Raw genomic sequence first — 25274 nt, forward strand, 5'->3', positions numbered from 1 at the left:
CCGCCTCAGCGTTCGATCAGGATGTACTGCAGCGGCGCGTCCGGCGTCGCCAGCAACCGTAGCCGGACACGCGTCGGACGCATCCGCAACGTCAGGACGTAGGGGACGATCTCGTCGAGCTCGGCTTCATCCTCGAACCGCTGCGCCACCATGAAATTGTTCATGCATTGCGCAACCGCGTCGAAAAACGGCAGGCCAATCACGGAATCGCGGGCAAGTCCTGCCATCCCCGCCTCGGTCGCATTGTACACGACGACAAGCTTCTCCGAGTCCAACCCGACGACCCCGAACGGCAGACGATCCAGGTCTTCCAGCGGCATGCGCGCAAGCCCACCCAGATCGATTTCATCAAACGCGTGGAACACCGTCACAACCCTCACTCGGATAAGGTTTTGGTAGTACGAACCGAGAGTTAACTTTGAGTGTTCACACAGGCGCGGCCTCCCGACCATCGCGATACCGAGCGAACGGGGGCTTGCGGTCCGTTACCCAAAACCACATGTAGGATGCAGTGGTCAGGCAGGCGTTCGAGTGCCGGTGCCGGTGGATTCACCGCACCCGTTTCTCGCGCAATCGTACGACACCACCGGGACTCGATCGCGTATTTTCCCGTTCCAGCGTTCTGACAAAGAGACGGCCATTCCATGACACGACGTACCGCGATCGTAATCGGCTCGGGGATCGGGGGCATCGCCTGCGCGATCCGCCTGCAAAGTCTCGGGTTCGATACGCAGATCGTCGAACAGCTCGATGACGTCGGGGGACGCGCCTATGTTCGCCGCGCGGAAGGGTTCACCTTCGACATGGGCCCGACGGTGCTGACCGTGCCGCATTTCATCGAGGAACTGTTCTCGCTGGAGCGCGACGTGGCGATGCTGACCGCGCCCGATTTCCCCGATGACGTGCTGGGTGACGATCAACGCATCCTGACGGGCAGCAGCGCCGGCCCGAATACCAGCCGCTATCTCGAGATCGTCCCGGTCCTGCCCTTCTATCGCATCTATTTCGACGACGGCACCTTCTTCGATTACGATGCCGACCCGGTGAACGTCCGCGCGCAGATCGCGCGGCTCGCGCCCGAGGATCTGGAGGGGTACGAACGCTTCCATGAGGCCGCGCGGGCGATCTTCCAGCGCGGGTTCCTCGAACTCGGCTATACCTATTTCGGCAGCTTGGGGTCGATGGTCGGGGTCGTTCCCGATCTGCTCAAGCTCGGCGCGATCCAGCCTTTGTTCTCGCTCATCAGCAAATATTTCAAGAGCGACAAGATGCGGCAGGTGTTCAGCTTCGAGCCGCTGCTGATCGGCGGTAACCCGCTCAAGGTCCCCGCCATCTATGCGATGATCCACTTCGTCGAGAAGACCTGGGGCGTGCATTTCGCGATGGGTGGCACCGGCGCGCTGGTCAAGGCGATGATCACCAAGTTCGAGGAACTGGGCGGCAGCGTCCGCCTCAACGCCGAAGTGGCGCGGATCGACGTCGAGAAGCGCGGCGGCAAGCGCGTCGCCACCGGCGTGACGCTCGCGTCGGGCGAGACTCTGGCGGCCGATCTGGTCGTATCGAACGGGGACTATGCGACGACCTACCTCAAGCTGATCGACAAGGCGCATCGCCGGATCAATCGCGACGCGGTGGTCAAGTTCCGCAAGCAGAGCATGTCCCTGATGGTGATCTATTTCGGCTATGAAATGCGCGACGGCGACCCCGATCTGCGCCACCACAACATCATCCTCGGGCCGCGCTACGAGGAATTGCTCACCGACATTTTCGAACGGAAAATCCTCGCCGAGGATTTCTCGCAATATCTCCACATCCCGACGATGACCGACCCCAGCCTGGCGCCTCCGGGGCATCATGCGGCCTATACGCTGATCCCGGTCCCCAACACGCTGGGCGACGTCGATTGGGACGCGGTGGGCGAAGGCTTCGCGCAGAAGGTCCTGACCTTCCTCGACGAGCGCGGCTATATCCCCAACCTGTGCGAGCGGCTGGTCTATCGCAGCTTCGTCACGCCCGACTATTTCGAACAGACGCTCGGCGCCTATGCCGGCAACGGGTTCGGGGTCGAACCGCGGTTGACCCAGACTGCCTTCTTCCGCCCGCACAATCGCAGCGAGGACGTCACCAACCTGTACCTCGTCGGTCAGGGGACGCAGCCCGGTGGCGGAACCCCGTCGGTGATGATGTCCGCCAAAATGACCGCCCGCGAGATTGCGCGCGATTATAAGGTCGACCAGCGGATCGTCGCGGGGATGCCCGAGACGGTCGAGCGCAGAAAGTACGTGCTCGAGACGAGCGGGTCAGACTGAAGAGGTCAAACGCGCGCGGGCCGGAGGATCCGGTCCGCGAGGGTTTGGCCGGACATCCACGCGCTTTCGACGCGCGGGCCGAGCAGCCAGTCCCCGACTGCGCCGATCTTGCGGTGCGCATCCCATAGCGCGCCGTCGTCGCGGGCATGGACCCGCGCATAGCGCCAGCGATGACCGATCCGCACGGTCGCTTCCGGCAAGGGCGCGGTCGCTTCGCCCGCCAGCGCGGACAGGAGCATGTCGACCACATCCTCTGCCGCATCCTCGAGATGCGCGCGCGACCAGTCGGGAGTCGCCTGGATCACCCACGCTTCTGCCCCGCTCCGGCCCGGCTTGGCACTGTTGCGCGCTGTCCAGCCGATCATGCCGCGATCCCGCAGCACGTCTTCGGCCAGCGCGATGCGGTCGGCAAACGCCACCATCGCGGTCCAGCACGGTGCGGACGGGCAATCCCGCGCCGCCGCCGCCATCGTCGCGTCCAGCGGCGCGAGCAAGCCGACGGCCTGTTCCGCGGGGGTTGCGACGATCACCGCATCGAACAGACCCTCGGAAACGGGCGCGAGCCGCCAACCGCCGTCAACGGACGCGATCGCCTCGACTCGGCTGTTCCACGTCACGTCGAGATCCTGCGCGATCGCCTTGACGAGCGCGTTCATCCCCGGCGTGCCGACCCAGGCATCCTCCCCCGCAGCGGGCCACCGCGCAACGACACCCGCCGCGGACCATTGCGCGACCGCGTGCGAAAACGCCGGATCGCGTGCCGTGAGATATTGTGCGCCATGATCGAACGCCACGAGACCGGTCGCGCTTTCGACCCGCCGAGTCGCCATCCGCCCGCCGGGGCCGCGCCCCTTGTCGAACAGCGCAACCGCATGGCCACCGGCCTGCAATGCAGAGGCGCAGGACATTCCGGCGATCCCGGCTCCGACGATGGCGATTTTCATGGATGCTCAACCCCTTGGCTAACCGCGCCGACGCGGAGCCTTGCCTCGTAACGCACGATCATCGCGATGGTGACCGATCCCGCACTTCGTTCATTGGTGCTAGTGCCGGATTCGCGCATAGCCAAAGCCTGATACGTGCGGCATCGTTTCGACAATGGCTCAATCCGACGGGAGCGAAGGGTGGTCCAGGCGGGAAACACGGGCCATGATCGGGGGCCAATGCAGAGGGAGCGGGTGTGCGAGCCCGCGCGCCCGCGCATGCTCCGCACGATCGGTCCAGACGATACCCTGCCGCAACGAGAGGTCGCGCCGTTCGAGGCGCTCATCCTCGACACCCCGTTCAGCGTCTGCCTGATCGATGCGGATGGGACGCTGCGCCTGCTCAGTCGTGGCGCGCAACGGACCTTTGCCTCGATTCCCGCGGCGATCGGACGTCCGCTGGGCGACTGTCTCCGGGCGATCTGGCCCGAACGGTTGGCGGACGCGGCGGTCGCGGATGTGCGCCGCACGCTGGAGACTGGGATCGACCAGGAAAGCACGACCGACGCCGCCGCCCGCGCCCTTGACCCCGGCGGCTGGTGGATGGAGCGCGTCACCCTGCCCGACAGCCAATACGCCGTGATCTGCTATTTCCACGATCGGATCGGACCCGCGCAATTTGTGCGCACGGTGGCGGAGCGGGAGGCGCAGTTCCGGGCGCTGACCGCCGATCTCGAACGCCGCGTCCACGACCGCACCGTGGCGCTTCACCGCGCCAACGCACGCTTGTCGGCGGAAATCGCGCGTCTCGAAACGCTGCAGGCGGCGCAACTGCAAAGCCAGAAGCTCGAGACGGTCGGCCAGCTGACGTCGGGGATCGCGCATGATTTCAACAATATTCTGGGCGCGGTGCTCGGCGGGTTCGCGATCATCGAACACCGTACGGAGGACCCGCGGATCCAGCAGATCGTTGCCATGGGGCAGCGCGCGGCCGAGCGCGGCGCAACGCTGATCCGCCAGTTGCTCGCCTTCACGCGCTTGCAGGACGTGGTGCCGCAGCCGGTCGATCTTGCAACCGCAATCACCGAGATTTCGGATCTCCTGTCGCATGGCGTCCGCCGCAACATTGCGCTGATGATCGATTGCGCGCCCGACGCGTGGCCGACGCTGGTCGATCCCACGCAGTTGCAAGCGGCATTGCTCAACCTCGCCACCAACGCGAGCGACGCGATGCCGGGCGGCGGCGAAGTGCGGATCGTCGTTCGGAACGCCCAGGCCCACCCCGCGACCGCCGGACCGCCGCATCCCCGCGAACTGGGCGGGCACGACGCGGTGGTGATCCTGGTGACGGACACCGGCCCCGGCATGGACGGCGCAACGCTGCGCCGCGTGACCGAGCCGTTCTTTACCACCAAGGCGCGCGGCAAGGGTACGGGCCTTGGTCTCACGATGGTGCAACGCTTCATCCAGCAATCACGCGGTGCGCTTCGGATCGACAGCGAGGTCGGCCGCGGCACCACCTTTTCCCTATATCTTCCGCGCGCCACCGAACGCGACGTCGCGGCCCACCCACCGCCGGATGATCCGGTCGAGGAGACCTTGGCCGAAACCGCATTCGAGACGCTCCTGCTCCTCAATGACGATCCCGACCTTTCCGACATTCTCGCGGCGGGATTGTCCGATCGCGGGTTCGAGGTTCTTGTCGCGAGGGACGCAGAGACCGCGCTGCGCATCGCACGCGCAAGGCCTGTCGACGTTCTCGTCACCGACGTTGACGCGCCCGGCATGTCCGGAATGGACCTCGTCGCGGCGATCCACGCGTCCGGGATCCGGATACCGTGCGTGTTCATCACCGGGGGCGACGAAGCGCAGATTCCCGCTGGCGAGACGGTGCTGCGCAAGCCGTTCAGCCCGGCCGGGCTGCACTATGCCGTCCGCCGCGTCCTCATCGCCGCCAGCCAGCGCGCGTCGGACGACGAGCGCATCGAGAGGCTCGCGCTGCGCGTGAAGTCGCAGTGCACGCGGACCCTGCTCGATCACTGGCGCGCGATCCGCGGCGGAGCGGGGATGCCGGTCTTCGACCGGTTCACGCTGGAGGCCTGCCACGAACCGCACCGCATCCTCATCGCGACGATCGACCTGTGCAAGAGCCCGATCGAGTTCACCTTCACGCACGTCGGATCGACCCTGCACGATGCGCTTGCGGAGTACGCTGGCAAGACCGGCGGCCTGGATGCGCTCCCGCTCGACGGTGCCGATACGCTGGCGGCACGCGAAGCTGCCTACCGCCGCTGCGCCCTGGCCGGGAAACCGGCCTACGAATATGCACGCGTCGATCTGGGGGAAGGCGATATCGAAACGTTCGAACGGCTGTTGCTGCCGTTTTCGGTCGATGGGACGCTGGTCGATACGATCGTCGGCGCAGTCGTGCTGCAACGCCATCCCGTCGTGCAGCAGCGCTGATGGACAAGCACACCTCGGCCGAACCGGCCCTCCCGGATTTTGACACGCCCGCGCTCGCCCGCGCGATCGAAGCGCTCCCGCCGTCGGTGGTCGACGACCTGCCGTTCGGCGCGATCCGGCTCGGGGTGGATGGCACCGTTGCCTATTACAGCGCGGCGGAACGGCGGCTGTCGGGGTCGGGGCTGCACGATCGGATCGGACTCGACTTCTTCGGGCGAGTCGCGCCGTGCATGGACAATCCGGACTTTCGCGGAAGGGTCGAACGCGCCAGCGCCGCCGGCACGCTCGACCTGGAATTCACGCACATCGGCGATTTCGAGGATCGCCACCGCGAACTGACCGTCCGGATCCAACCCGCAAGCGCCGGTGGCTACTGGATCTTCCTCCGCCGCGAGTGATCGTCGCCACGACGACAGGGGCGAACCGCAGCCCGCCCCTGCCCCCGTCCTCGTGCGACGCGCGTAGCGTCAGAAGCGGAAGCGGACGCCCGCGGTGTAGCGGCGGCCCACGTCGAGGACGTTGCGCAACAAGCCGATGTTGGTGACGTTGATCGTCTTGGCGTTGGTCGCGTTGGTGATGTCCGCGTTGAGCGAGAACTTCTTGGTCACGTCGTAGCTCGCCGAGATGTCGAGCTGCCCATAAGCGCGCTGATAATCCCCGTCGCCGAACGTGCTGCGCGGATCGTTCACGAAGCCGTTGCGGTAATTGTACGAGGCACGCAGCCCGAAGCCGTATTTCTCATAATAGCCCGCGATATTGTAGCTGCGCGTCGATGCGCCCGAGATCGGGATCGCGGGCTGGTCCTGCGTCACGACCACGTCGCCAAGATCAAGATAGGTGAAGTTGGCGATGACCCCGAACCCGTCGAGCGCCCCCGGCAGGAAGGTGAACGGCACCTGCGCCCCAAGCTCGAACCCCTTGATCTTGCTGCTCGCGCCGTTTCGCGGCTGGAACAGCGTGAAGTCCTGCAACAACGTTCCGCCCTCTTCCAGCTGGACGGTATATTGCGCGGGCGAGTTGGTCCGGACGATGAAGTTCTTGACGTCCTTGTAGAACACCGCTGCCGACAACAGGCCGCTGCCGCCGAAGTAATATTCCAGCGAGAGGTCGAGCTGCGACGACAGATACGGCTTCAGGTTCGGGTTGGTCGCGTTGATCGCGCGCGTGTTGGCATCGACGCTGATCGACGGCGACAGCAACCCCAGATCCGGCCGCGTCAGCGTGCGGCCCGCGGCGAAGCGCGCCTTGAGCGAGTCGGTGACGTTATACGACAGGTTCAGGCTCGGCAGGAACTCGGTGTACGAATTGTCGATCGCCACCGGCGACGTCCGTTGGACCACGGTGGTGACCCCGCCCCGCCGCACGAACAGCGAGGTCAGGTCCGCCGCAAAGCCGGTCGACGTCTGGTCGGTATGCACCACGCGAAGCCCGGCATTGGCGTTGAGCCGATTGTCGAACGCCTTGACGTCGAGCTGCGCATACCCCTCGAACGACCGCTCGGTCACCGCATAGTCCCGCGCTGGTTGCGCGGTTGCGGGGGAGATTTCCAGCACGCGCGACAGCGGCACCAGACTGAAGAACTTGTCCAGATCGGGGGCCAGATACCGTCCGAGCGAGTCCCCGACGAATTTGGAGTAATCGGTGACGGAAAGGATCTGCGACGCAGACGTACTGCCGCCTTCGATCGTCGGATTGTAGGTCTGGCCGAGCGCACTGGCGAGCTGCGTCGAATTGATGTTGAAATTGCTCGAGGAAAAGCTGCTCTTGCGGTTGGCGAACATCCCGCCGACCTTGAAGGCGCCCGAGAAGCCCGCCCCGTCGAACGCATATTTCGCATCGAGCCGGCCGTCATAATTTCGGTCGGAACTCGGCGCATTATAGTCACCGCCGAAGCTGAACAGGTTGAACGTCGAGGGGTTCAGCGGATCGTACCCGCGGTTGAACGCCACGTTGGGCTGGTTGCCGATGCCATCGCGCAAATCATACGAGGCCGATGCGCGCGAATTGATCCCGAAGCCGTAATTCTGCGCGTTCCGGTCCCCCTTCGAGAAGGTGAACTCGGACGAGACCGTCAGCGGCCCGTTCTTCCAGATCCCGCCGACCGCCGCGGTATACAGCTTGTCGCGCGTACGGATCACGCGCGTGTCCGACCGGTGATCAACCCCGTCGGCGTCAAGGAAGGTCAGGAAGGAACCGTCGTTCGCGCTTCCGACGATCCCCGAATTGGGGCCCTGGATGTTGGTGAAGCGGACCTGATGCTCGTTGTAGATCGAATTGTCCTGGAAGTCCGAATAGAAGCCGTCGGCGTACAGGTTGAGCGTATCGGTCGGCTTGAACTGAACGCCGCCGATCACGGTCTTGCGCTCGAACGTACCGTCCTGCGCGACCAGGTTGGTCGTGTGGTCGAACCGGAACTGGTCGTTCAGGTCGCCATCGCGGTTGTAATCGCGTGGCGGATTGCGACGGTTCTCGATCCCGAGTTCAGCACCGTACCCGAAGAACCCCGCCTGCAAAACGCCACGCCGCTCATAATTGACGCCGAAGTTGACGCCGAACGAGTCGCTGAACACGTGGTTGACGTACAGCGACGCGTGCGGGGTCGCCATCTTGGGGTTCTCTTCGTAAATCCCCTCGGCGGTCACCGCGACGACATTGCGTCCGGCATCGAGCGGCCGGGCCACGCGCACGTTGACCGATCCGGCGAGCCCGCCCTCCACCATTTCGGCGGTCGGCGACTTGAGCACTTCGACCGCGCTGACGAAGTCGGAGCTGAGCGACGTGAACGAGAAGCTGCGCCCGCCGCCCGGCGTCGCGATCTGGCGTCCGTTATACAACGTCTGCGTAAAGCTCGGCCCCAGCCCGCGCAGCGCAACCCGCGACCCTTCGCCCTTGTTGCGGGTGATCTGCACACCGGTCACGCGCTGGAGCGATTCGGCGAGGTTCTGATCGGGGAACTTGCCGATATCCTCGGACGAGATCGCGTCGCTGATCCCGATCGAGTCGCGCTTCAACGCGCGCGCGTCCTGCAGACTGCGGCGAATGCCGGTGACGACGATGTCCTGCGTCGGCTCGGCCCCGGTGGGCAGCGTCGCGGGTGCGGGGTCCTCGGTCGTCGTCTGCGCGGCGGTGGTGTCCTGCGCGGCCGGTGTCACGGGGGGTGTCACCGTCTGGGCCCAGGCCGGTGCACTCAATCCCAGCGCAAGCGCCGACGTCGCCGAGTAAAGCGTCTTGTTCATTGTGTTTGTCCTGTCCTGAAGTTGCGTTTTTTGTTTTCGTTGGGGAGAAATCGTCGAAAGGGATGCCGGGTCAGACGTTGGCGAAGCGCAGCGTGTAGGTCCGGCCCGGCTCGGCGCGGAACGTCGCGAGATCCGCTTCCTGCTCAAAGGCGAGCGCGCGTCCGGCGGCCCTGACCCCGACCACGCGCTGCCCCGGCGGCGCGCGCACCGCCTGCGGTCCGGCAATCGTGGACGCGATCCGCGCCGAGACCACGCGCCCGCCGCTCCAGCGGATCCCGACGGTCGCCCCGCCCTGCGCGCGCAGGCCCTTGACCTCGCCGTCGCGCCACGCCGCGGGCAGCGCCGGGCACAGGGCCACCGCGCCGTCATGGCTTTGCACCAGCATGTCGGCGATCGCGGCGGCGATCCCGAAATTGCCGTCGATCTGGAACACCGGCAGCGGCTTGCCCGGATGCGTGTCGAACATGTTGCCGACCGTGCTCTTCGCCAGGAACTGGTCGACCGAATAGCCAGCGTGGGCACCGTCCCCGAGCCGCGCCCAGATGCACGTCGCCCAGGCGCGGCTCCATCCGGTCGCGGCCCCGCCGTGATCCTCGCGCCGTTGCATCGCTGCGCGCACCGCCTTCGCCCAATCGGGGGTGCGGCGCGGCGTGAATTCGGCACCGGGATACAGCGGATAGAGATGCGAGATGTGCCGGTGGCCCGGATCCTGCTCGGCGAAATCCTCCGACCATTCCTGCAACTGGCCATAGCGCCCGACGCGATACGGCTCGAGCTCGGCGACGAGCCCGGTCAGCCGCCGCGTGAAATCCTGATCCGTGCCCAGAACCGCCGCCGCCGCCGCGCAATTGGCGAACAGTTCGCGCGTCAGCGCCAGGTCCATCGTGCACCCCGCGCTGATCCCCGCGGGCTTGCCGTCCGCCGCGAGGAACTGGTTTTCGGGCGACATCGACGGTGCCGTCGTCAGTCGACCAGTCCGCGGGTTGCGCACCAGCCACGCCGCACAGAATTCTGCGGCACCGCGCATCAGCGGATAGGCGTGATCACGCAGAAACGCCGTGTCGCCCCCGAACGTATAATGGTGCCACAGGTGCTGCGCGAGCCACGGCCCCGCCATCGGCCAGTTGGCCCATTGCGGATCGCCCTCGCCCAGCCCGACCGGGTTGGCCATCGCCCAGATGTCGGTGTTGTGGTGGAGGCACCAGCCGGGCATGCCGTAATAGTCGCGCGCGGTGACGGCCCCGGTCTTGGCGACGCGCGCGATGAAATCGAACAGCGGCTGGTGGCAATCCGCGAGGTTCGCGGTTTCGGCGTGCCAATAGTTCATCTGGACGTTGATGTTGCTGGTGAAGTTGCTGCTCCACGGCGCGCGCACCGTAGCGTTCCAGATCCCCTGCAAATTCGCCGGCTGCGTTCCGGGGCGCGAGCTGGCGATCAGCAGGTAGCGCCCGAAATTGAACAGCAGTGCCGCCATTGCGGGTTCGGGCGCGGTGGCGTTGTCGACGCGGCGGCGATCGGTCGGCACGCCGTTCCGCGCGTTGCCGATCGAAAGCGACGCCCGGCGGTAGAACCGCTGATGATCCGCGACGTGCGCGGCGCGCAGCGTGGCGAACGGTCGCGCGCCTGCCGCGTCGAGCTGTCGCGTCGCATTGCCGATCACCTCGGCGACCGGACGATCCGGCGCGCGATCGTGCCCGCGAAAACCCGTCCCTATCGCGATCCGCAGGACCACGGCGCTCGCGTTCGTAATCTCGATCCGGTCGCCGCGCGCGACCATCGCGCCGTCGACGACCTCGACGTCGATGACCGCGGCGAACGCCATCGCCTTGCCCGGTGCGTCGTCATAGACGACGGGGTTGGGGACATCACGGTAATTGGGTTGGCAGACCGCCGGTGCCTTGCCCGCCAGCACGATCCGCCGTCCCGCTGCGGTGGCCTTGCCCTGCAACGGCGTCCGCACTCCGACCGAACAGCTGATCTTCCGCGCGCGATCGGCGGAAAGGCGGATGACGATCACCTGGTCCGGATGTGATGCGAACACCTCGCGCGTGTAGCGCGTACCCTCGATCGCATAGGAAACACCCGCCACCGCCGTGTCGAGATCGAGCGTCCGGCGATAGTCCGACACCGCAGCGCCATGCGCCATGTCGAGCAGCACGTCCGCGAGCGGCAGGTAGCTCTCGCTATACGGTCCCTGCATCGCATGCGCGATCGTGTCCGCAGCGTGATAATCCTGCGCGAAGACTGCGGCGCGCATCGCGGGGAGCGACGCCAGCGCCGTCGGATTGCCGCGCGACGGCGGCGCGCCCGACCACAGCGTATCTTCGTTGAGCGCGATAACGTCGTGCTGCGCCCCACCGCGCACCATCGCGCCGATGCGACCGTTACCGACCGGAAGCGACTCGATCCACGTGTCGGAGGGGGCGGCGAACCACAAGGCGTGTGCGCCATCGGGCATCGCGCCGCCGCCGGCCCCGGACGCGGACGCGGACGCGGGCGTCAGCGCTCCCGAAGCAACGACCGCTGCGGCACCGCCCTTCAGGACTGTCCTTCTGCTCCAAGGCATTGGCTCGCGCTTTCACCGTTGTCGTCAACTGGCGAAAACTTGTTTTCATTCGTGCAAAATGTCAATCTTGTCCGACAAATTAGCGCAATTTGCATCAAAAATTACAGAGCGGTGACATAAGGTTGCGGAACGACGAACCGTCGTTTCAAGACGCTGGAAGATGGATGCGGCAACCTTGCGCCAACGCCGCACAGGACGCTGCCGCTTCGCATTCGACCGGCCGGGTCAGCCCGGACCGGAAGAAAGGATCAGTCGCGCTGCCGGCTCGCGGCCTTGCGCGTCGGCTTTGCCTTTGATTTCGATGCGCTCGCCTTGGCTTTGGCCTTGGTCTTCGCCTTCGTCGCGCTCTTGCACGGGAAAGCCCCCTTCAACGTATCGCGGACGAGGAACGCGGGCGCCGCATCCCAGGCCTTGCGGTTCGTCCGCAGATACTTGCGCGTCGCGGCGATCGCTTCCAACGTCGAGGCATTGGTCGGGGACGGACAGATCTGGCGCGCCATCGACAGCGTGTCGAACGCGCCCAGAATATAACCGGTGCAGAAGCTCTGGCTCGCATCCGAATCCTTGCCGCGACACGATTCCGCAAGCTGTTCGGTTTCCAGCGAGCTGACCACCACGGGCGCTTCAGGGGCGGCGGCGATCAGTGCGATCAATGCCAGAATCATCACCGTTTCCTTCAAACCCAGCCGAACGCTAGTCGGCAGTAGCCGCCGTAAGATAGGGCAACAACCGCACGCTCGGGAAAACCTCCTCGAGCGGCTTGGTATCGGGCAGGATGTACACGACACCGCCCTTCTTCAAAAACAGCGGCCGCAATTGCTTGGCGTAGAAACTCGTGCCGACGTTGATGCAGCCGAAACTGATCCGATTGTCCTCAGGCGACGGCGACAACAGCCGCTCGACGCGGCGTTCCTTCTTGTGCGTGGTGATCACCGCGTGCAGCGCGACCGAATTGGCATAATCGACCCACAACACCCGCTGTCGCCCAAACGCCATCCCGAATTTCGCGACGAACCGCCCCGCGGGCGTCGTCCGCTCGGCAGGACCGATGTCCGACAGTTCCTTCGCGCCGACTCCGGGCGAGGAATCATCCCCGATCCCGATCCCCAGCAGCACGGGCGTTTCCCCGAGGAACACGCCCTTGGCCGAGAACATCGAGAGCGACGCGGCCTGTTTGTCGATGATGATATAGGGAAGCGCGCCATTGTCGTGCGCGGTGGCGACCCACGCCACCATGCGTTGCGCCGCTTCCGACCGGACCGGCTCGACCAGCGGAACGACGACCTTGGGGGGCGTCTTGGTCTTGACCTTGCCGCTGGTCTTCTTCGCGACTTTCGGCGCGGTCTTCCGCGCGGAATCAGCGGCGGACTTCGCGGCCTTGGAGACCTTCGCTGCAGGCTTGGGGGAACTCTGCGCCGCAAGTGGCGCCGGCAAAACTGCCAGCGCCACCAGGGTGGACGCAATCACGCCCCTAAGGCGACCGAAGCGGAACAGGCGGGTAAACACGGAACCGGTGTTCACCCGTCCTGACCGTCAATGCAAGCGCGTTGCGACAGCGTGATCAGCCGCGCGGACGACGCTGCTGGCGCTGTGCCTGCTGCTGCATCTGCTGGTCGAGACCGTCGACGCGACCGTTGATCTGGTCAATCCGCTGCGCGTTCTGCTGCGCCTGGCCGGCAGCAGCCTGCGCCTGCGTCAGCGCCTGGCCCGACGTACCCTCGACCGTGCGGACGCGACCATCGATCCCGTCGATGCGCTGGTTCACGGTAGCGATTTCGCGCTGGACGTAACCCTTGGTCGCGCAACCGCTGATCCCGATCGAGCCGACCATGATGATCGCAACAGTAGCAGCTTTCGCAAAATTCGGACGCATACACTCACCTTTTAGCAATGTTTTTGGTTTCACGAGCCAAGGCGGGCCGAACAAGATTGGCAATCGCATTTGGCCGAAACGTTCTCCTTATACGATCGAAGACGGCAAAAGATCCGCGGAAATCAGCGGTTGTTACGCTGTTGAACGGGAGGTGAACGACTCCGCGTTCCGGAGCATTTACGCGCGCGCCGGGGTCGCGCGCGCGGTCGCGGTCAGCACCAGTTCCGCCGCGAGCAACGCACCGTCCTGATCCTGCGCGACCGACGTGCGTTCGACCAAATCGGTGACGAACTGCGGCCCGAACGGCAACGGCACCTTGGAGCAATCGAGATAGCGCGAGCCTTTCCGGTCCGCGATGAACAAATGATTGCCCCCCGGTCGCCCGGCGATATCGACGTATTTGCGCAGCTCGATATAGCCCTCGGTCCCGAGGATGAAGAGCCGCCCGTCCCCCCAGGTCGGCAACCCGTCGGGGGTGAACCAGTCGACCCGCACATATCCCGCGCCGCCATCGCCGTTCAGCATCATGTCGCCGAAATCCTGGAATTGCGGATGGTCGGGATTGTTGAAATTGCCGGTCTGCGCCGCGACCACATGCGCGCGCTTGCTCCCCGTCAGATAGACGAACTGGTCCGCCTGATGGCTTCCCACGTCGGTCAGAATCCCGCCGTTGCGCGAAGGGTCCCAGAACCAGTCGGGACGGCTCGGCTTGGACAGGCGGTGCGGCGCGAGGTTGACCGTCTGGATCACCTTGCCGATCGCGCCGTCATGGACCATCTGCCCCGCCATCACCGCTGCGGGGACCTCGAGCCGTTCGGAATACATGATTCCGAACTTGCGCCCGGTCTCCTTGATCGTGCGGCGCACCTCGGCGAGTTGCTCGAGCGTCGTCATCGCCGCCTTGTCGCTCAGATAGTCCTTCCCCGCGCGCATTACCCGCACGCCGAGCGGTGCGCGCAGGCTGGGGATGGCGGCACTGCACACCAGCTTGATCGCGCGATCGTCGAGAATCTCCTGTTCGGAGCGCGCGAGCTTGATGTCGCCGTAGCGCTTGCGGAACGCCGCGATCTGCTTGGGGTCGGTCGACAGGAAGGCGGTCAGCACGCCGCCACCCCGGATCACCGCGTCGGTGATGCCGTAGATGTGGTTATGGTCGAGCCCGATTACCGCGAACGGCACCCGGTATTTCGCCTCGGGCGCGGGCCGCGCCGGGGCCGCCTCGGTCGCCGCATCCCCGCGCGTCACGGATTGGGCGAAGGCGTCGCCCGCGAACCCGGCGGCAAGGCCGGCGGTGAGGCCCAGCCCCAGCAGCGCACGTCGATCGGTATCGGTCACGGTCTTGTTCCCCTTAGATAGTGACGAGTGAAGTCGGCCAGGTCAGCGCCTCGCCCCGGTCCATGGCCTGCTCGCCGAGCAGCGACGCGACGCTCGCGGCATAGGCCTGCGCCAACAGGCCGGGCAGCGCCCGGTTCGCACGCACCGCTTCGCCGAACCCTTCAAACTGGAGCATCGTCTCGTCATATTCGCCCCAACCGAGCGATTCCCCCGGCGTCGTCACCGGCAGCTCGGGGAACCAGGTCGCGCCGCCGATCGGCACCGCGCGCTTTTTGCCGCGCGCCACGTCCTTCTGCATCCGCTGCAACGCCAGCACCTTGGGCGGCACCTCCTGGAAGATCCGGCCGAGTTCGGGTTCGATCGTCCCCTTGCTCCCCTGGATCTGCTCCTCGCAGCCATAGCGCGCGTTATTGAGCAGCGAAGTGTAGATCAGTTTTCGCCCGCCGGCATATTCGTAGATCAGCGCGACATGGTCATAGACCTCGCGCCCGTCCTTCCAGAAGCAGATGCTCCCCGATCCCATGACGCGCGTCGGGACCGCATCGAAAAACCAGTTGCCGACCTGCAATTGATGCGTTGCGAGTTCGGTCATCAACCCCGCCGAACTGTCGCGGTACAGCCGCCAGTTGATCTGGCGGTCGCTCACCCCGGCGGGGACCGGGCGCCGCCAGCTGTTGTTGCGGTGCCAGCTCGCGCGGATCTGCGTCAGCGATCCGATCTCGCCCGCCTTGGCGCGGCGCAATGCGTTGAGATAGGTCGGGTGGAACATCCGCTGATGCCCGATCTGGAGGATCTTGCGGCTGTCCTGCGAACGCTTCACCATCGCGCTGCAATCCGGGATCGTCCGCGCCATCGCCTTTTCGCACCATACGTGCAGCCCGGCGTCGAACCCGTCGAGCACATGCTTCGCGTGCAGGTTGAGCGGGGTCGCGATCACCAGCGCGTCGAGCCCGCCCTTCTCCAGCATCGCGCGGTGATCCGCGTACACGGGCGTGTTCGCACCGACATAGGGGCGCGCCTTGGTCAGATGCGGTTCGTAATTGTCGCAGATCGCGGCGACCATGCAGTTGCGCGTCTTGTTGATGTTCTGGATGAGCGTGCGCCCGCGGTCGCCCGTTCCGATCACGCCAATCCGGACGCGGTCCGACGTCGCCGCCGCGGTGCCGGCAGCGATCGCGGCCCAGGGTGCCGCAGCGGTCATCCCCGCGCCCGCCGCCGCCATCAGCACGCGATCAAGGAACGAACGGCGGGAAAGGTCGAAGTTCGTGTCGGTCATTGCAAAGCCATTCTCGCAGAGGAAGCGCGGGCAGTCGCGCAAGGTAGGTCGAACAGGAAGCGGTTTGCCCGGTCCTGGTCGATCAGGCGATCCGCACGTTCGGGATCGGCCACGAGCAACGCGGTGCTCATCGCTTCGGCCAGCGCCCCCGTCCGCGCAACCGCAACCGCGCAGCGCGGTGCGGTGATCACCGCCCGATCGTCGGGCCGCAGCATCGCGGCGCGGTCAGGCGCCGCCGTCCCCGCCCCGACCGTCGCGGAGATCGACAGCGACTGGTCGATCAACTCGACCTGGACGAGGCTATCGTCGGGATCGGACGGATGCGGCACCGCGAACGGCCATCCCCCGCCAAGCGGGTGCTCTCCGATCACCGCGATCGAACTTTCCCCCGCCGACAGACAGGCTGACACGATCCCCGCCGCGCGCAACACAGCCCCTGCCCGGTCGAGCGCGAAGCCCTTGCCGAACCCGCCGAAATCGAACGCCACGGGGGTCGTGGCACACAGCCGTGCCGCCGCGCGGTCGAAGATGATCCCCCGCCATCCAGCCACCGCAAACCGGCGATCCGCGGCAGGATCGAACAGGCCAAACGTCGCTTCATGCACTGCATCGATCGCGACGAGCGCATCGAACAGCACCGGATCGTCGACCGGCGCAGTCTCGCCCGCCAGCAACCGCTCGTTGAGCGCGGTGGTCGCCGAAGGACGGTGGATCGTCAGCGCATCGTCCACCGCCTCGATCGCGCGCCGCGCCGCGAGCAGCGCATCGTCCGCCCCCGCCGCGCCGAAGCGGTGGAGTTCGATACGCGTCCCCATCGCCATGAAGCGTTCGACGTCGGTGGGGATCGGCACTGCCATTGACACGGGGGTCAGCCCTTGACCTCCCAGCCGGGTTCATAGGCGACCGACCACAGTTTCATCGCCTCGGCCCCGTTGGGCTTGCCGGTCGAGGGGTCGATCGTCAGCGCGCTCCCGGTGCGATAGGCGATATTGCCGAGGTGGCAGAGCGTCGTGCTGATATGCCCCTCGGCGATCGGCGAGGCGAGCGCGCTCGCGCGGCCGCGGATCACATCGACCAGATTGCCCGCATGATAGACGTCGAGCACGCCCTCGCCGACCGTCCCGGTGGTTTCGGACGTTGCCTTCGCCATCACCTGTCGGATCGACTTGCCCGCCAGGTCGTACAGCTCGAACCCGTTGCGATCGACCACCGCAGACCCCTTGGTCCCCAGCAACAGGACACCGCGGCCCCGCCCATAGGTCAGCATCGCGTTGCAGCTCTGCCCGTTCCAGCGGATCACACGGTCCTTGTCATAGGCGAGCTCGAGCGCGAGCGAATCGTACATTTCCCAATCGTCGCCTGCGTGGAAGCGCTTCGCCCCCTGCACCGCCACGCGCGTCGGATAGGCAAGCCCCATCAGCCAGCGCGCCACGTCGAGCTCGTGCATCGCGTTGTTACAGAGTTCGCCCGTCCCGTATTTCCAGAACCAGTGCCAGTTGTACGGCACCAGATTGGACCGATAGTCCCCCCGCGGCCGCGGCCCCTGCCACAGGTCCCAGTTGAGATGCGCGGGTGGCGCGACCGTCTGCCCGGTGCCGATCGACTTGCGGTTGTTGGCATACCAGGTCTGCGCCTCATACACGTCGCCCAGCTCGCCCGCCTGTACCAGCGCGCGCAGTTGCTGCGTCTCGGGACTGGAACGTTGCTGGTTGCCGACCTGGAGCTGGCGGCCGGTGCGCTTCTGCGCGGCGATCATCGCCTCACCCTCGGCGGGCGCGATCCCGATCGGTTTCTCGCAATAGACGTGATGCCCCGAATTCATCGCATCGATCGTAAGTTTCGCGTGCCAGTGGTCCGGCGTCGCGATCGTCACTATATCGACCGCCTTGCTGTCGAGCAGTCGGCGATAGTCACCCACGGTCTTTGGCGCGGGATGACCCTTGGCGGTAAACTCGGCGGCGCGTTTGGCGAGAATCTGCGAATCTACGTCGACAAAATGCGTTATTTCGACGTTGGGCAGCTTCGAAAAGGCGCTCATATGCGCCATTCCGCGGCTGTTTACGCCGACGACGGCGACCCGCAGGCGGTCGTTCGCCCCCTTGATCTGCGCATAGCTCCGCGCACTCATCGCGACGCCCAGCGCGGCGCCTGCCCCCGTCAACATCGTACGGCGGTCCAGCATGGTCTTATCCCCCATCAGAGTTCGCGCAGCTTGATCGACCGGAAGTCGACATGATTCCCGTGATCCTGCAACAGGATAGGACCCTGGTCGGCTTCCCCGAAATTGGAATATTTGGCATATTTGCTCTGCGCGACCAGCGCGCGGAAGACGGGCGACCCGCGCTCATACTCGACCATCTTGAAGCCGTTGAGCCAATGCTCGACATGCGTGCCCCGCACCACCAGCACCGCCCGGTTCCATTCCCCCGGAGGATTGACCCGCTTCCCAGCGTTGGCCGGATCCGACAGATTGCGCGCCGCGATCATGTCGTACAGCGATCCAACAGTGCGATTGCCGTCGCGCCCCATCTTGGCATCCGGGTGGTTCGCGTCATCAAGCAATTGATATTCCAGTCCAATCGCCGGACCGCCCTTCGCCAAAGCAGGATCGATCAGATATTTGATCCCGCTGTTCGCCCCCTGGGTCAGCCGGAAATCGACCGAAAGCTCGAAATTGCGATAGCTGCGCGTGGTGATGATATCGCCGCCGCCCGACCCCTCGACGCTCAGCAAGCCGTTGGCGACCGACCACCCCTTGGGAAAAGCGGGCGCCGCAAAACTGCGCCAGCCTGCCGTCGTCCGACCGTCCCACAACAGCTTCCACCCGGCACGGCGTTCGCCCTCGGACAGTTGGTTCGATTGCCACCCCTGTTGTGGAATGGTCGTCGCGGGCATCGCGTAACGTGCTGGATTATCAATGATCATTCGCACGCTCTTGAGGCGCACTTCAGGGTGTTGTGCCGCATCCGCATCGGGAATCGCATGAACCTGGAACGCGATGAACCCGCGTGCATCCACATCGTCGACCACGTCCGCTGCGGGCACGCCGTTGATCCACGTCCGCAACCGGTTGCCGATCGCCTCGACGCGGTAATGATTCCAGCCGCCCGACACGAAGGTCGCGCGCGCCGGCTCGTTGCGGCCGAGCGTGTACAGCCATTGCCGTCGCTGTTCGTCGTAAAGCCCGCCACTCCACCGGCGCGGCGAGGGATCGATCTCCGCCTGATAGCCGAACACGACTCCCTTGCGGTAATCCGGGCGGCTCTGCCCGCGAATCATCACGCCGGAATTGAGTTTGGGGTCGGTCTTGGCGTCGAACTCGATGATGAAATCGCCGTACTTCGTATCGGACACCAGCCAGCTGTTGGTTGCCCCAGGCATCGCCCGCCCGACGAGTTCCCCGTTGTCGACGCTATAATCCGCCTTGCCGCCAGTGACATGCCAACCCGCCAGCCCTGCGCGCGGCGTGACGTTCTGCCACGGGGCGCTGGCTTGCGACGCCGTCGTCGCGGGTGTGGCTTGCGATACCGCCTGGACGGATGCGACCGCCATCAACGGCAGTGCCGCAATGGCCAGGAATGTGAGCGGTCGAGTCATAGCGCCTCCCCTGTTCTATCGCCGACCGTACGCATCGGGACATCCCACCTCGAAAGGTTCGGTCCTGCCGCGCCGTCTGGTCTGGTCGAGCCTTTGCGGCCTCTCGTCCGAACTTCAGTAAGTTGTGGTCGGACCACACGCAATAGGATTGTAAGACATTTCTACGCAAAGTGTGCGATTCGAGGTGGACAGGCCTTGACGATCGGCCGCGTGGCGCGAAGGAACAAGGGGCGTTTTCGCGCGGATGATCCTTCGCTTCGCCGGCGAAAATGGGAGGTAGTCGATGAACATGGCTGAAGGCGGCGGCAAGCTGTACCGCAAGATCGTACAGGCGATCCTCGCGGATATTGCCGATGGCACGTTCCCGGTCGGATCGCGGCTGCCCGCCGAACGCGACCTGACGGACCGCTTCCAGGTCAGCCGTCCGACGATCCGAGAAGCGATGATCGCGCTCGAAATGAAAGGCCTGGTCGAGGCGCGCAAGGGATCCGGCGTCTTCGTGCTCGCCGCCTCGACGATCGACGAGGACAAGGAACTCGACATCGGCGCATTCGAGATTACCGAAGCGCGGCGCTTGCTGGAAGGCGAAGTCGCCGCCGTTGCCGCAACCGAAATCGACGAAGCGCAGCTAGGCGAACTGCGCACGTTGTTGGCGCAAATGGCGCAGGACGACACTGCCGCCGCCGAAGCCGCCGACCGGCGTTTCCACATCGCAATCGCCGAAGCGACGGGCAATGCGGTGATCATTTCGGCGGTCACCGACTTCTGGGACATGCGCTTCCGCTCGCCGCTCGCGCGCGAAGTGCTGGTCAAGGCGGGCAGTCTCGGCACGGAGAGTCGCATGGCCGAGCACGGCCGTATCCTTGCCGCGCTCGAAGCGCGTTCGCCGGTCGACGCCCGCACCGCGATGCGCGACCATCTCGCCCGGCTGATCGACCATCTGCTCGACGTCACGGAAACCGAAGCGGTCGAGCGCGCGCGCGCGGAAACCAACCAGCGCCGCCGTGCGCTGGCCAGGCGGTCCGTCTAGCCCTCCCGCCCCCGGACTTCCCTGACCAAATCTAACGGCATTGTCATACGCGAATGGCAATGATACCTACCCTTTCAGCCAACCGATCAAACCAGGTGGCAGGTCAGGGCTTGGGCAACGGATACCCCGTAGGCCCGAGCAAAAAGGGAGAGGGATATGCGCTGCACAAGCTTCGATAAGCCGCGTCTGCTTATCACGACGAGCGTCATCGGCCTGCTGATGGCGACGCCCGCCTTCGGGCAGCAAGCCGTCAACCCCGTCCCCGCCCCGCCCAGTGGCCAGACCATCGACCAGGATCGCAGGGATCCCTCCCAGGCTGCGCCCGGCACCACCGTCGATTCTCCCGCGAACGACGATATCGTCGTCACCGGCTTCCGCGCCTCGCTCAATAACGCGCTCAACCTCAAGCGTCGCGAAACCGCCGCGGTCGACAGCATCGTCGCCGAGGACATCGGCAAGTTCCCCGATTCCAATCTCGCCGAGTCGATGCAGCGCATCCCCGGCGTCGCCCTGTCACGCGGCGATGGCGGCGAGGGTCGCAACATCTCGGTGCGCGGGCTCGGCGCACAATTCACCCGCGTCCGCATCAACGGCATGGAAGGCGTGTCGCAGGTCAGCGGCAGCGACATCCGCGGCGGCGTGAGCACCGGGCGATCGTTCGATTTCGTCACCTTCCCGACCGAGATCTTCTCTGCGCTGTCGGTGCGCAAGACGACCTCGGCGGATGTCGAGGAAGGCTCGCTCGGCGCGACCGTCGACCTGCGCGCGCCCAAGCCGTTCGACCAGAAGAAGGATTTTGTCCTCTCCGCCACCGCGCGCGGGATCTACAACGACATCAGCAAGACGGCGGATCCGCGCCTGTCGGCGTTGGTCTCGAAGAAGTTCTTCGGGGGTACGTTCGGCGTGCTCGGCAGCGTTGCCTATTCCAAGCGGCACATCGACGAATACGCCTATTCCGCGGCGGACGTCCTGCCCTCCTACGTCGCGGGCCTCGCGCAGACCGTGCCGACCGCACCGGGCTCGACCACCACCAGCAGCGTGTTGTTCCCCTACTGCACACCCGTTGGCTACACCTACAATGGCGCGGCGGTGAACAGCCCGGGGCCGAATTACGCGAACAGCGGCAACAACGTCGGCGCGAACGCGGCCAACTGCAGCACCGGCAACCCACGGACCAGCACCAAGGAAGCCTATGATTACATCATGAGCCGCAAGGGCGTGTCGGGTCGCCCCGGCGGCGGCGTGTTCCTGCCGCGCCTCCCGCGCCCGGCGAAATCGAGCCAGGTGCAGGAACGCATCGCCGGCTCGCTGACGCTGCAATGGAAGCCGGACGACCGCACCGATATCTCGCTCGACGGCTTGTATGCGCGGTTCAAGGTCGACCGCCTCGACACCTATCTCGACGCGCGCTCGATGGGCCGCACCGCGTCGAACAACGGGCAACCGATGATGTCGGTCCGCGAAATCGAGGTCGATGATCTCGGCTCGCTGGTGCACGGCGTGTGGGACGGCGTCGATCTGCGCTCGGAAATGCAGAACGAGAAGTTCACCTCGACCTTCCGACAGGCCAATTTCAACGTGGACCATCGCTTCACCGATACGTTCCGCGTCTATGGCCTCGCGGGCATTTCGGATTCGGTCCTGCAATCCAACCGCCTTCAGGTCGCGATGGATTCGAACGACACCGACAATTTCTCGATCGATTTCCGCGACAGCCCCAATATTCCCAAGCTCGGCTACGGCGTCGATCTGACCGACCCGTCGATCTATGCTTATGGCCCGCCGCTCGCCGACGGCAACCAGCGCGGGCAGATCTCCTATTTCGATCGCCGCAACACCATCGTCAGCAAGACGTTCGAGCTCAACACCGAATGGGAGGCGACCCCCGGTTTCACGCTGCAGACGGGCGGGCAATATCGCACCGGAGACTATACCCAGCGCCAGCTCAACCAGACGCCGGCGTTCAGCCTGCCGCGCGCACTGCCCGCAAACGTCGCGCTGCGCGACTTGACCTTCACCACCACCGGGATTTCCAGCAACCTCGGCGGCAAGATGCAGGATTTCGCCGCGATCGACCCCGACAAGTTCAAGGCCGCGGTTAATTTCGACAGCTTCCCGCTGTGTGGGATCGAATGCGGCAGCCTGTATGGCAAGGTCAACGAACGCTACGCCTCGGGATATCTGATGGTGAAGTTCAACACCGAGGACCGGCTGCCGATCGGGATCCGCGGCGACGTCGGCGTCCGCTACATCTCCACCAACCTGCATACCGAAGGCGTCATTCCGACCGCGGCACCGGCAGGGTCGGTCTATCCCACGATCGGCGTGATCTCGCGCGTCGACCGCGATTATGACGACTGGCTGCCCTCGGCGAACGTCGCGTTCGACATCACCTCCAACTTGATCGGGCGTCTCTCGGCCGCGCGCGTGATGTCGCGTCCGTCCTACGGTCAGTTGATCCCGGCCGGCAGCGTCAACGTCGCGATCCGCACCGGATCGTTCAGCAACCCGTTCCTCGATCCGATCCGCGCCAACACGTTCGACGCCGCGCTCGAATGGTATTTCGCGCCAGGATCGCTGATCTCGGTCGCGTATTTCCACAAGAACATCGAAACCTACATTCAGAACACCACGCAATTGCTGCCATTCCGCGACTTGGGGTTGCCGGATTCGTTGCTGGTCAACAGCAATGCGACGCCGGACGAACTGTTCAACGTCTCGCGCAGCACCAACACGCCGGGCGGGCCGCTCCGCGGGTTCGAAGCGAACGTCCAGTTGCCGCTGCGCTTCCTGCCGGGGCCGCTGCGCAACCTTGGGGTGCTCGCCAACTTCACGCGAGTGCGGTCGAACATCAATTACATCCTGCAGAGCGTCAACGGCGTCGCGACCTTGACCCGCACCGCGCCGCTGGTCGGCCTGTCGCCCGAAACCGCGAGCGGCACGGTGTATTACGAGGACAAGAAGTTCAGCATCCGCTCGACCATCAATTATCGCTCGGGCTATCTCACCAGCATCCCGGGCCCGCAGGACAGCGACGCGGTCGGCTCCCCGAAGACGATCTTCGTCGACGCTTCGGCCTCGTACAACCTCAACGACCATATCAAGCTGATCGCCGAGGTTTCGAACATCACCAACGAACAGAACAATCTGTACACCGACAGCACGCGGCAGGACCCGCTGTACACGTCGACGTTCGGGCGCACCTACGCCCTGGCGGTCAACTTCCAGTTCTGACCGGCAACCATGGGTTGCGGATCGCCTCGGCGGCCGCAACCCGTTCTTCTCAATACCGTTTCCCGAACCGCGCGGATCACGCGGGAACACCCACGCGGCCCATCGATCAAGATGGCCTTACCAATTCATTGCTTCTGGCCTATCAAATTGTCTGCTGCTAACAAACCGCGGATCTGCTGTGGACGCGTCGTCCCAAGCCATTGCGGAGGGAGACTATTGACGGTGTTGATGACTGAAACGATGCGCTGGTTCGGACCGTCCGATCCCGTAACCCTGCGCGACATTCGACAGGCGGGTGCGACCGGAATCGTGACCGCGCTGCACGAAATTCCCAACGGCGATGTCTGGCCGCGCGACGTCATCATGGCGCGCAAGCAGATGATCGAGGCCGCTGGCCTGGTCTGGTCGGTCGTCGAGAGCCTTCCCGTCCATGACGCGCTGAAGACCCGTGGGCAGGATTGGGACGGGCTGATCGACCGCTACCGTCAAAGCCTGGTCAACCTCGCAGAGTGCGGCATCCACGTCGTCACCTATAATTTCATGCCATTGCTCGACTGGACCCGGACCGATCTGGCCTGGGCGATGCCCGACGGTGCGCTCGCGTTGCGGTTCGAGCTAGAGGCGGCCGCGGTGTTCGACCTGCACATCCTGCGCCGGCCCGGTGCCGAAAACGACTATAGCCCGGCAGTACGCGACCGCGCCGCACGCCGGTTCGAGGGAATGTCCGACGCCGAACGTCGTCTGCTGGACCGCACGATCATTGCGGGTCTGCCGGGTAGCGAGGAGACTTTCACCACCGAGCGATTCCTCGAAGCGCTCGGCCAATATGACGGAGTGGACGCGGACGCGCTGCGCGCCAATCATGTCGCCTTTCTGGAGGCAGTCTGCCCGCTCGCGGACGAGCTCGGGATCCGGCTGGTCGTCCATCCCGACGATCCCCCCTTCGCCCTGTTCGGCCTCCCCCGCGTCGTCAGCACCGAAGCCGACCTCGTCCGCCTGTTCGAGCGCGTCCCCAATCGTTCCAACGGACTGTGCTTCTGCGCGGGGTCGCTCGGCGTGCGCGCCGACAACGATCTTCCCGGGATGATCGATCGCCTGGGGGACCGGATCGGCTTCCTGCATTTGCGCTCGGTCCAGCGCGAGCCCGATGATGCGTTCCACGAAGCGGCGCATCTCGCCGGGAGCGCGGGCATGATTGATCTCGTCGCGGCGGTCCATGCGCTGCAAGCACGCGAAGGACGGTCGATCCCGATGCGGCCGGACCACGGCCACCAGATGCTCGATGATCTGTCCAAGCAGACGTTGCCGGGCTACTCCCTGCTCGGCCGTATGCGCGGGCTGGCGGAGCTGCGCGGGCTGGAACGCGGCATCGCCTATGCCACGGAACGCGCGCGCGACCGGAGTGCCGCCTGACCGAACCGAACCACACCAA

General features: G+C 65.2%; 18 protein-coding genes. 6 read left to right on the forward strand and 12 right to left on the reverse strand.

What is annotated here, in order from left to right:
* Positions 1-5 precede the first annotated feature (5 nt).
* Positions 6-365 carry a phosphonate transporter gene (locus tag QBJ92_RS06070; protein WP_277968794.1) on the reverse strand — a complete coding sequence of 120 codons (360 nt, stop codon included), beginning with the start codon at positions 363-365 and terminating at the stop codon, positions 6-8.
* Positions 366-644: 279 nt separating this feature from the next.
* Between QBJ92_RS06070 and crtI the strand changes: the two genes are divergently transcribed.
* Complete coding sequence (gene crtI, locus QBJ92_RS06075) at positions 645-2309, forward strand: phytoene desaturase family protein (RefSeq protein WP_277968795.1); 1665 nt, start codon at positions 645-647, stop codon at positions 2307-2309.
* Positions 2310-2314: 5 nt separating this feature from the next.
* On the opposite strand, the gene QBJ92_RS06080 is transcribed toward crtI, so the two are convergent.
* Positions 2315-3253 carry an NAD(P)/FAD-dependent oxidoreductase gene (locus QBJ92_RS06080; protein ID WP_277968796.1) on the reverse strand — a complete coding sequence of 313 codons (939 nt, stop codon included), beginning with the start codon at positions 3251-3253 and terminating at the stop codon, positions 2315-2317.
* A 258-nt stretch (positions 3254-3511) separates the two neighbouring features.
* Here QBJ92_RS06080 and QBJ92_RS06085 point away from each other — a divergent pair, with 258 nt between their 5' ends.
* Together QBJ92_RS06085 and QBJ92_RS06090 are read left to right on the forward strand one after the other, a co-directional pair.
* A complete protein-coding gene (locus tag QBJ92_RS06085) occupies positions 3512-5695 on the forward strand; it encodes an ATP-binding protein (protein ID WP_277968797.1) in 2184 nt (727 codons plus the stop codon).
* Entirely contained in the window at positions 5695-6093 is a 399-nt protein-coding gene (locus QBJ92_RS06090) for a hypothetical protein (RefSeq protein WP_277968798.1), read from the forward strand. The genes QBJ92_RS06085 and QBJ92_RS06090 overlap by 1 nt, the downstream gene beginning before the upstream one ends.
* A 69-nt stretch (positions 6094-6162) precedes the next feature.
* Here the strand turns inward: QBJ92_RS06090 and QBJ92_RS06095 are convergent, their stop codons facing one another.
* From QBJ92_RS06095 to QBJ92_RS06140, 10 genes are all read right to left on the reverse strand, one after another.
* The gene (locus QBJ92_RS06095; protein ID WP_277968799.1) at positions 6163-8931 is read right to left on the reverse strand and encodes a TonB-dependent receptor; all 2769 of its coding nucleotides are present in this window, start codon (positions 8929-8931) and stop codon (positions 6163-6165) included.
* Between the two features lie 70 nt (positions 8932-9001).
* Complete coding sequence (locus QBJ92_RS06100) at positions 9002-11497, reverse strand: glycoside hydrolase family 95 protein (protein ID WP_277968800.1); 2496 nt, start codon at positions 11495-11497, stop codon at positions 9002-9004.
* Positions 11498-11745: 248 nt separating this feature from the next.
* Positions 11746-12162, reverse strand: a complete 417-nt coding sequence (locus QBJ92_RS06105; RefSeq protein ID WP_277968801.1) for a Rap1a/Tai family immunity protein — start codon at positions 12160-12162, stop codon at positions 11746-11748.
* A 28-nt stretch (positions 12163-12190) separates the two neighbouring features.
* On the reverse strand, positions 12191-13018 hold the full coding sequence (locus QBJ92_RS06110) for a hypothetical protein (RefSeq protein WP_277968802.1): 828 nt from the start codon (positions 13016-13018) through the stop codon (positions 12191-12193).
* A gap of 40 nt (positions 13019-13058) precedes the next feature.
* On the reverse strand, positions 13059-13370 hold the full coding sequence (locus QBJ92_RS06115; protein WP_277968803.1) for a hypothetical protein: 312 nt from the start codon (positions 13368-13370) through the stop codon (positions 13059-13061).
* Positions 13371-13547: 177 nt separating this feature from the next.
* Entirely contained in the window at positions 13548-14705 is a 1158-nt protein-coding gene (locus tag QBJ92_RS06120; RefSeq protein ID WP_277968804.1) for a Gfo/Idh/MocA family protein, read from the reverse strand.
* 13 nt (positions 14706-14718) lie between these two features.
* Positions 14719-15981, reverse strand: coding sequence for a Gfo/Idh/MocA family protein (locus tag QBJ92_RS06125; protein WP_277968805.1), 1263 nt, complete (start codon positions 15979-15981; stop codon positions 14719-14721).
* Positions 15978-16838: an FAD:protein FMN transferase gene (locus QBJ92_RS06130; RefSeq protein ID WP_277968806.1), complete on the reverse strand. Its 861-nt coding sequence runs from the start codon at positions 16836-16838 to the stop codon at positions 15978-15980. The genes QBJ92_RS06125 and QBJ92_RS06130 overlap by 4 nt, the downstream gene beginning before the upstream one ends.
* 11 nt (positions 16839-16849) lie before the next feature.
* Positions 16850-18163, reverse strand: coding sequence for a Gfo/Idh/MocA family protein (locus tag QBJ92_RS06135; protein ID WP_277968807.1), 1314 nt, complete (start codon positions 18161-18163; stop codon positions 16850-16852).
* 14 nt (positions 18164-18177) lie between these two features.
* Positions 18178-19578 (reverse strand): 3-keto-disaccharide hydrolase, encoded by a 1401-nt coding sequence (locus QBJ92_RS06140; RefSeq protein ID WP_277968808.1) that lies wholly within the window; start codon positions 19576-19578, stop codon positions 18178-18180.
* Positions 19579-19861: 283 nt separating this feature from the next.
* Here QBJ92_RS06140 and QBJ92_RS06145 point away from each other — a divergent pair, with 283 nt between their 5' ends.
* The 3 genes from QBJ92_RS06145 (at position 19862) to uxuA (ending at position 25255) form a co-directional block, all read left to right on the forward strand.
* A complete protein-coding gene (locus QBJ92_RS06145) occupies positions 19862-20608 on the forward strand; it encodes a FadR/GntR family transcriptional regulator (protein WP_277968809.1) in 747 nt (248 codons plus the stop codon).
* Between the two features lie 156 nt (positions 20609-20764).
* Entirely contained in the window at positions 20765-23842 is a 3078-nt protein-coding gene (locus QBJ92_RS06150) for a TonB-dependent receptor (protein WP_277968810.1), read from the forward strand.
* A 228-nt stretch (positions 23843-24070) separates the two neighbouring features.
* Positions 24071-25255, forward strand: coding sequence for a mannonate dehydratase (gene uxuA / locus QBJ92_RS06155; protein WP_277968811.1), 1185 nt, complete (start codon positions 24071-24073; stop codon positions 25253-25255).
* The last annotated feature ends 19 nt before the right edge of the window (positions 25256-25274 follow it).

Origin of the sequence: Sphingomonas echinoides (assembly GCF_029623395.1) — a bacterium.
Lineage (GTDB): Bacteria > Pseudomonadota > Alphaproteobacteria > Sphingomonadales > Sphingomonadaceae > Sphingomonas > Sphingomonas echinoides_A.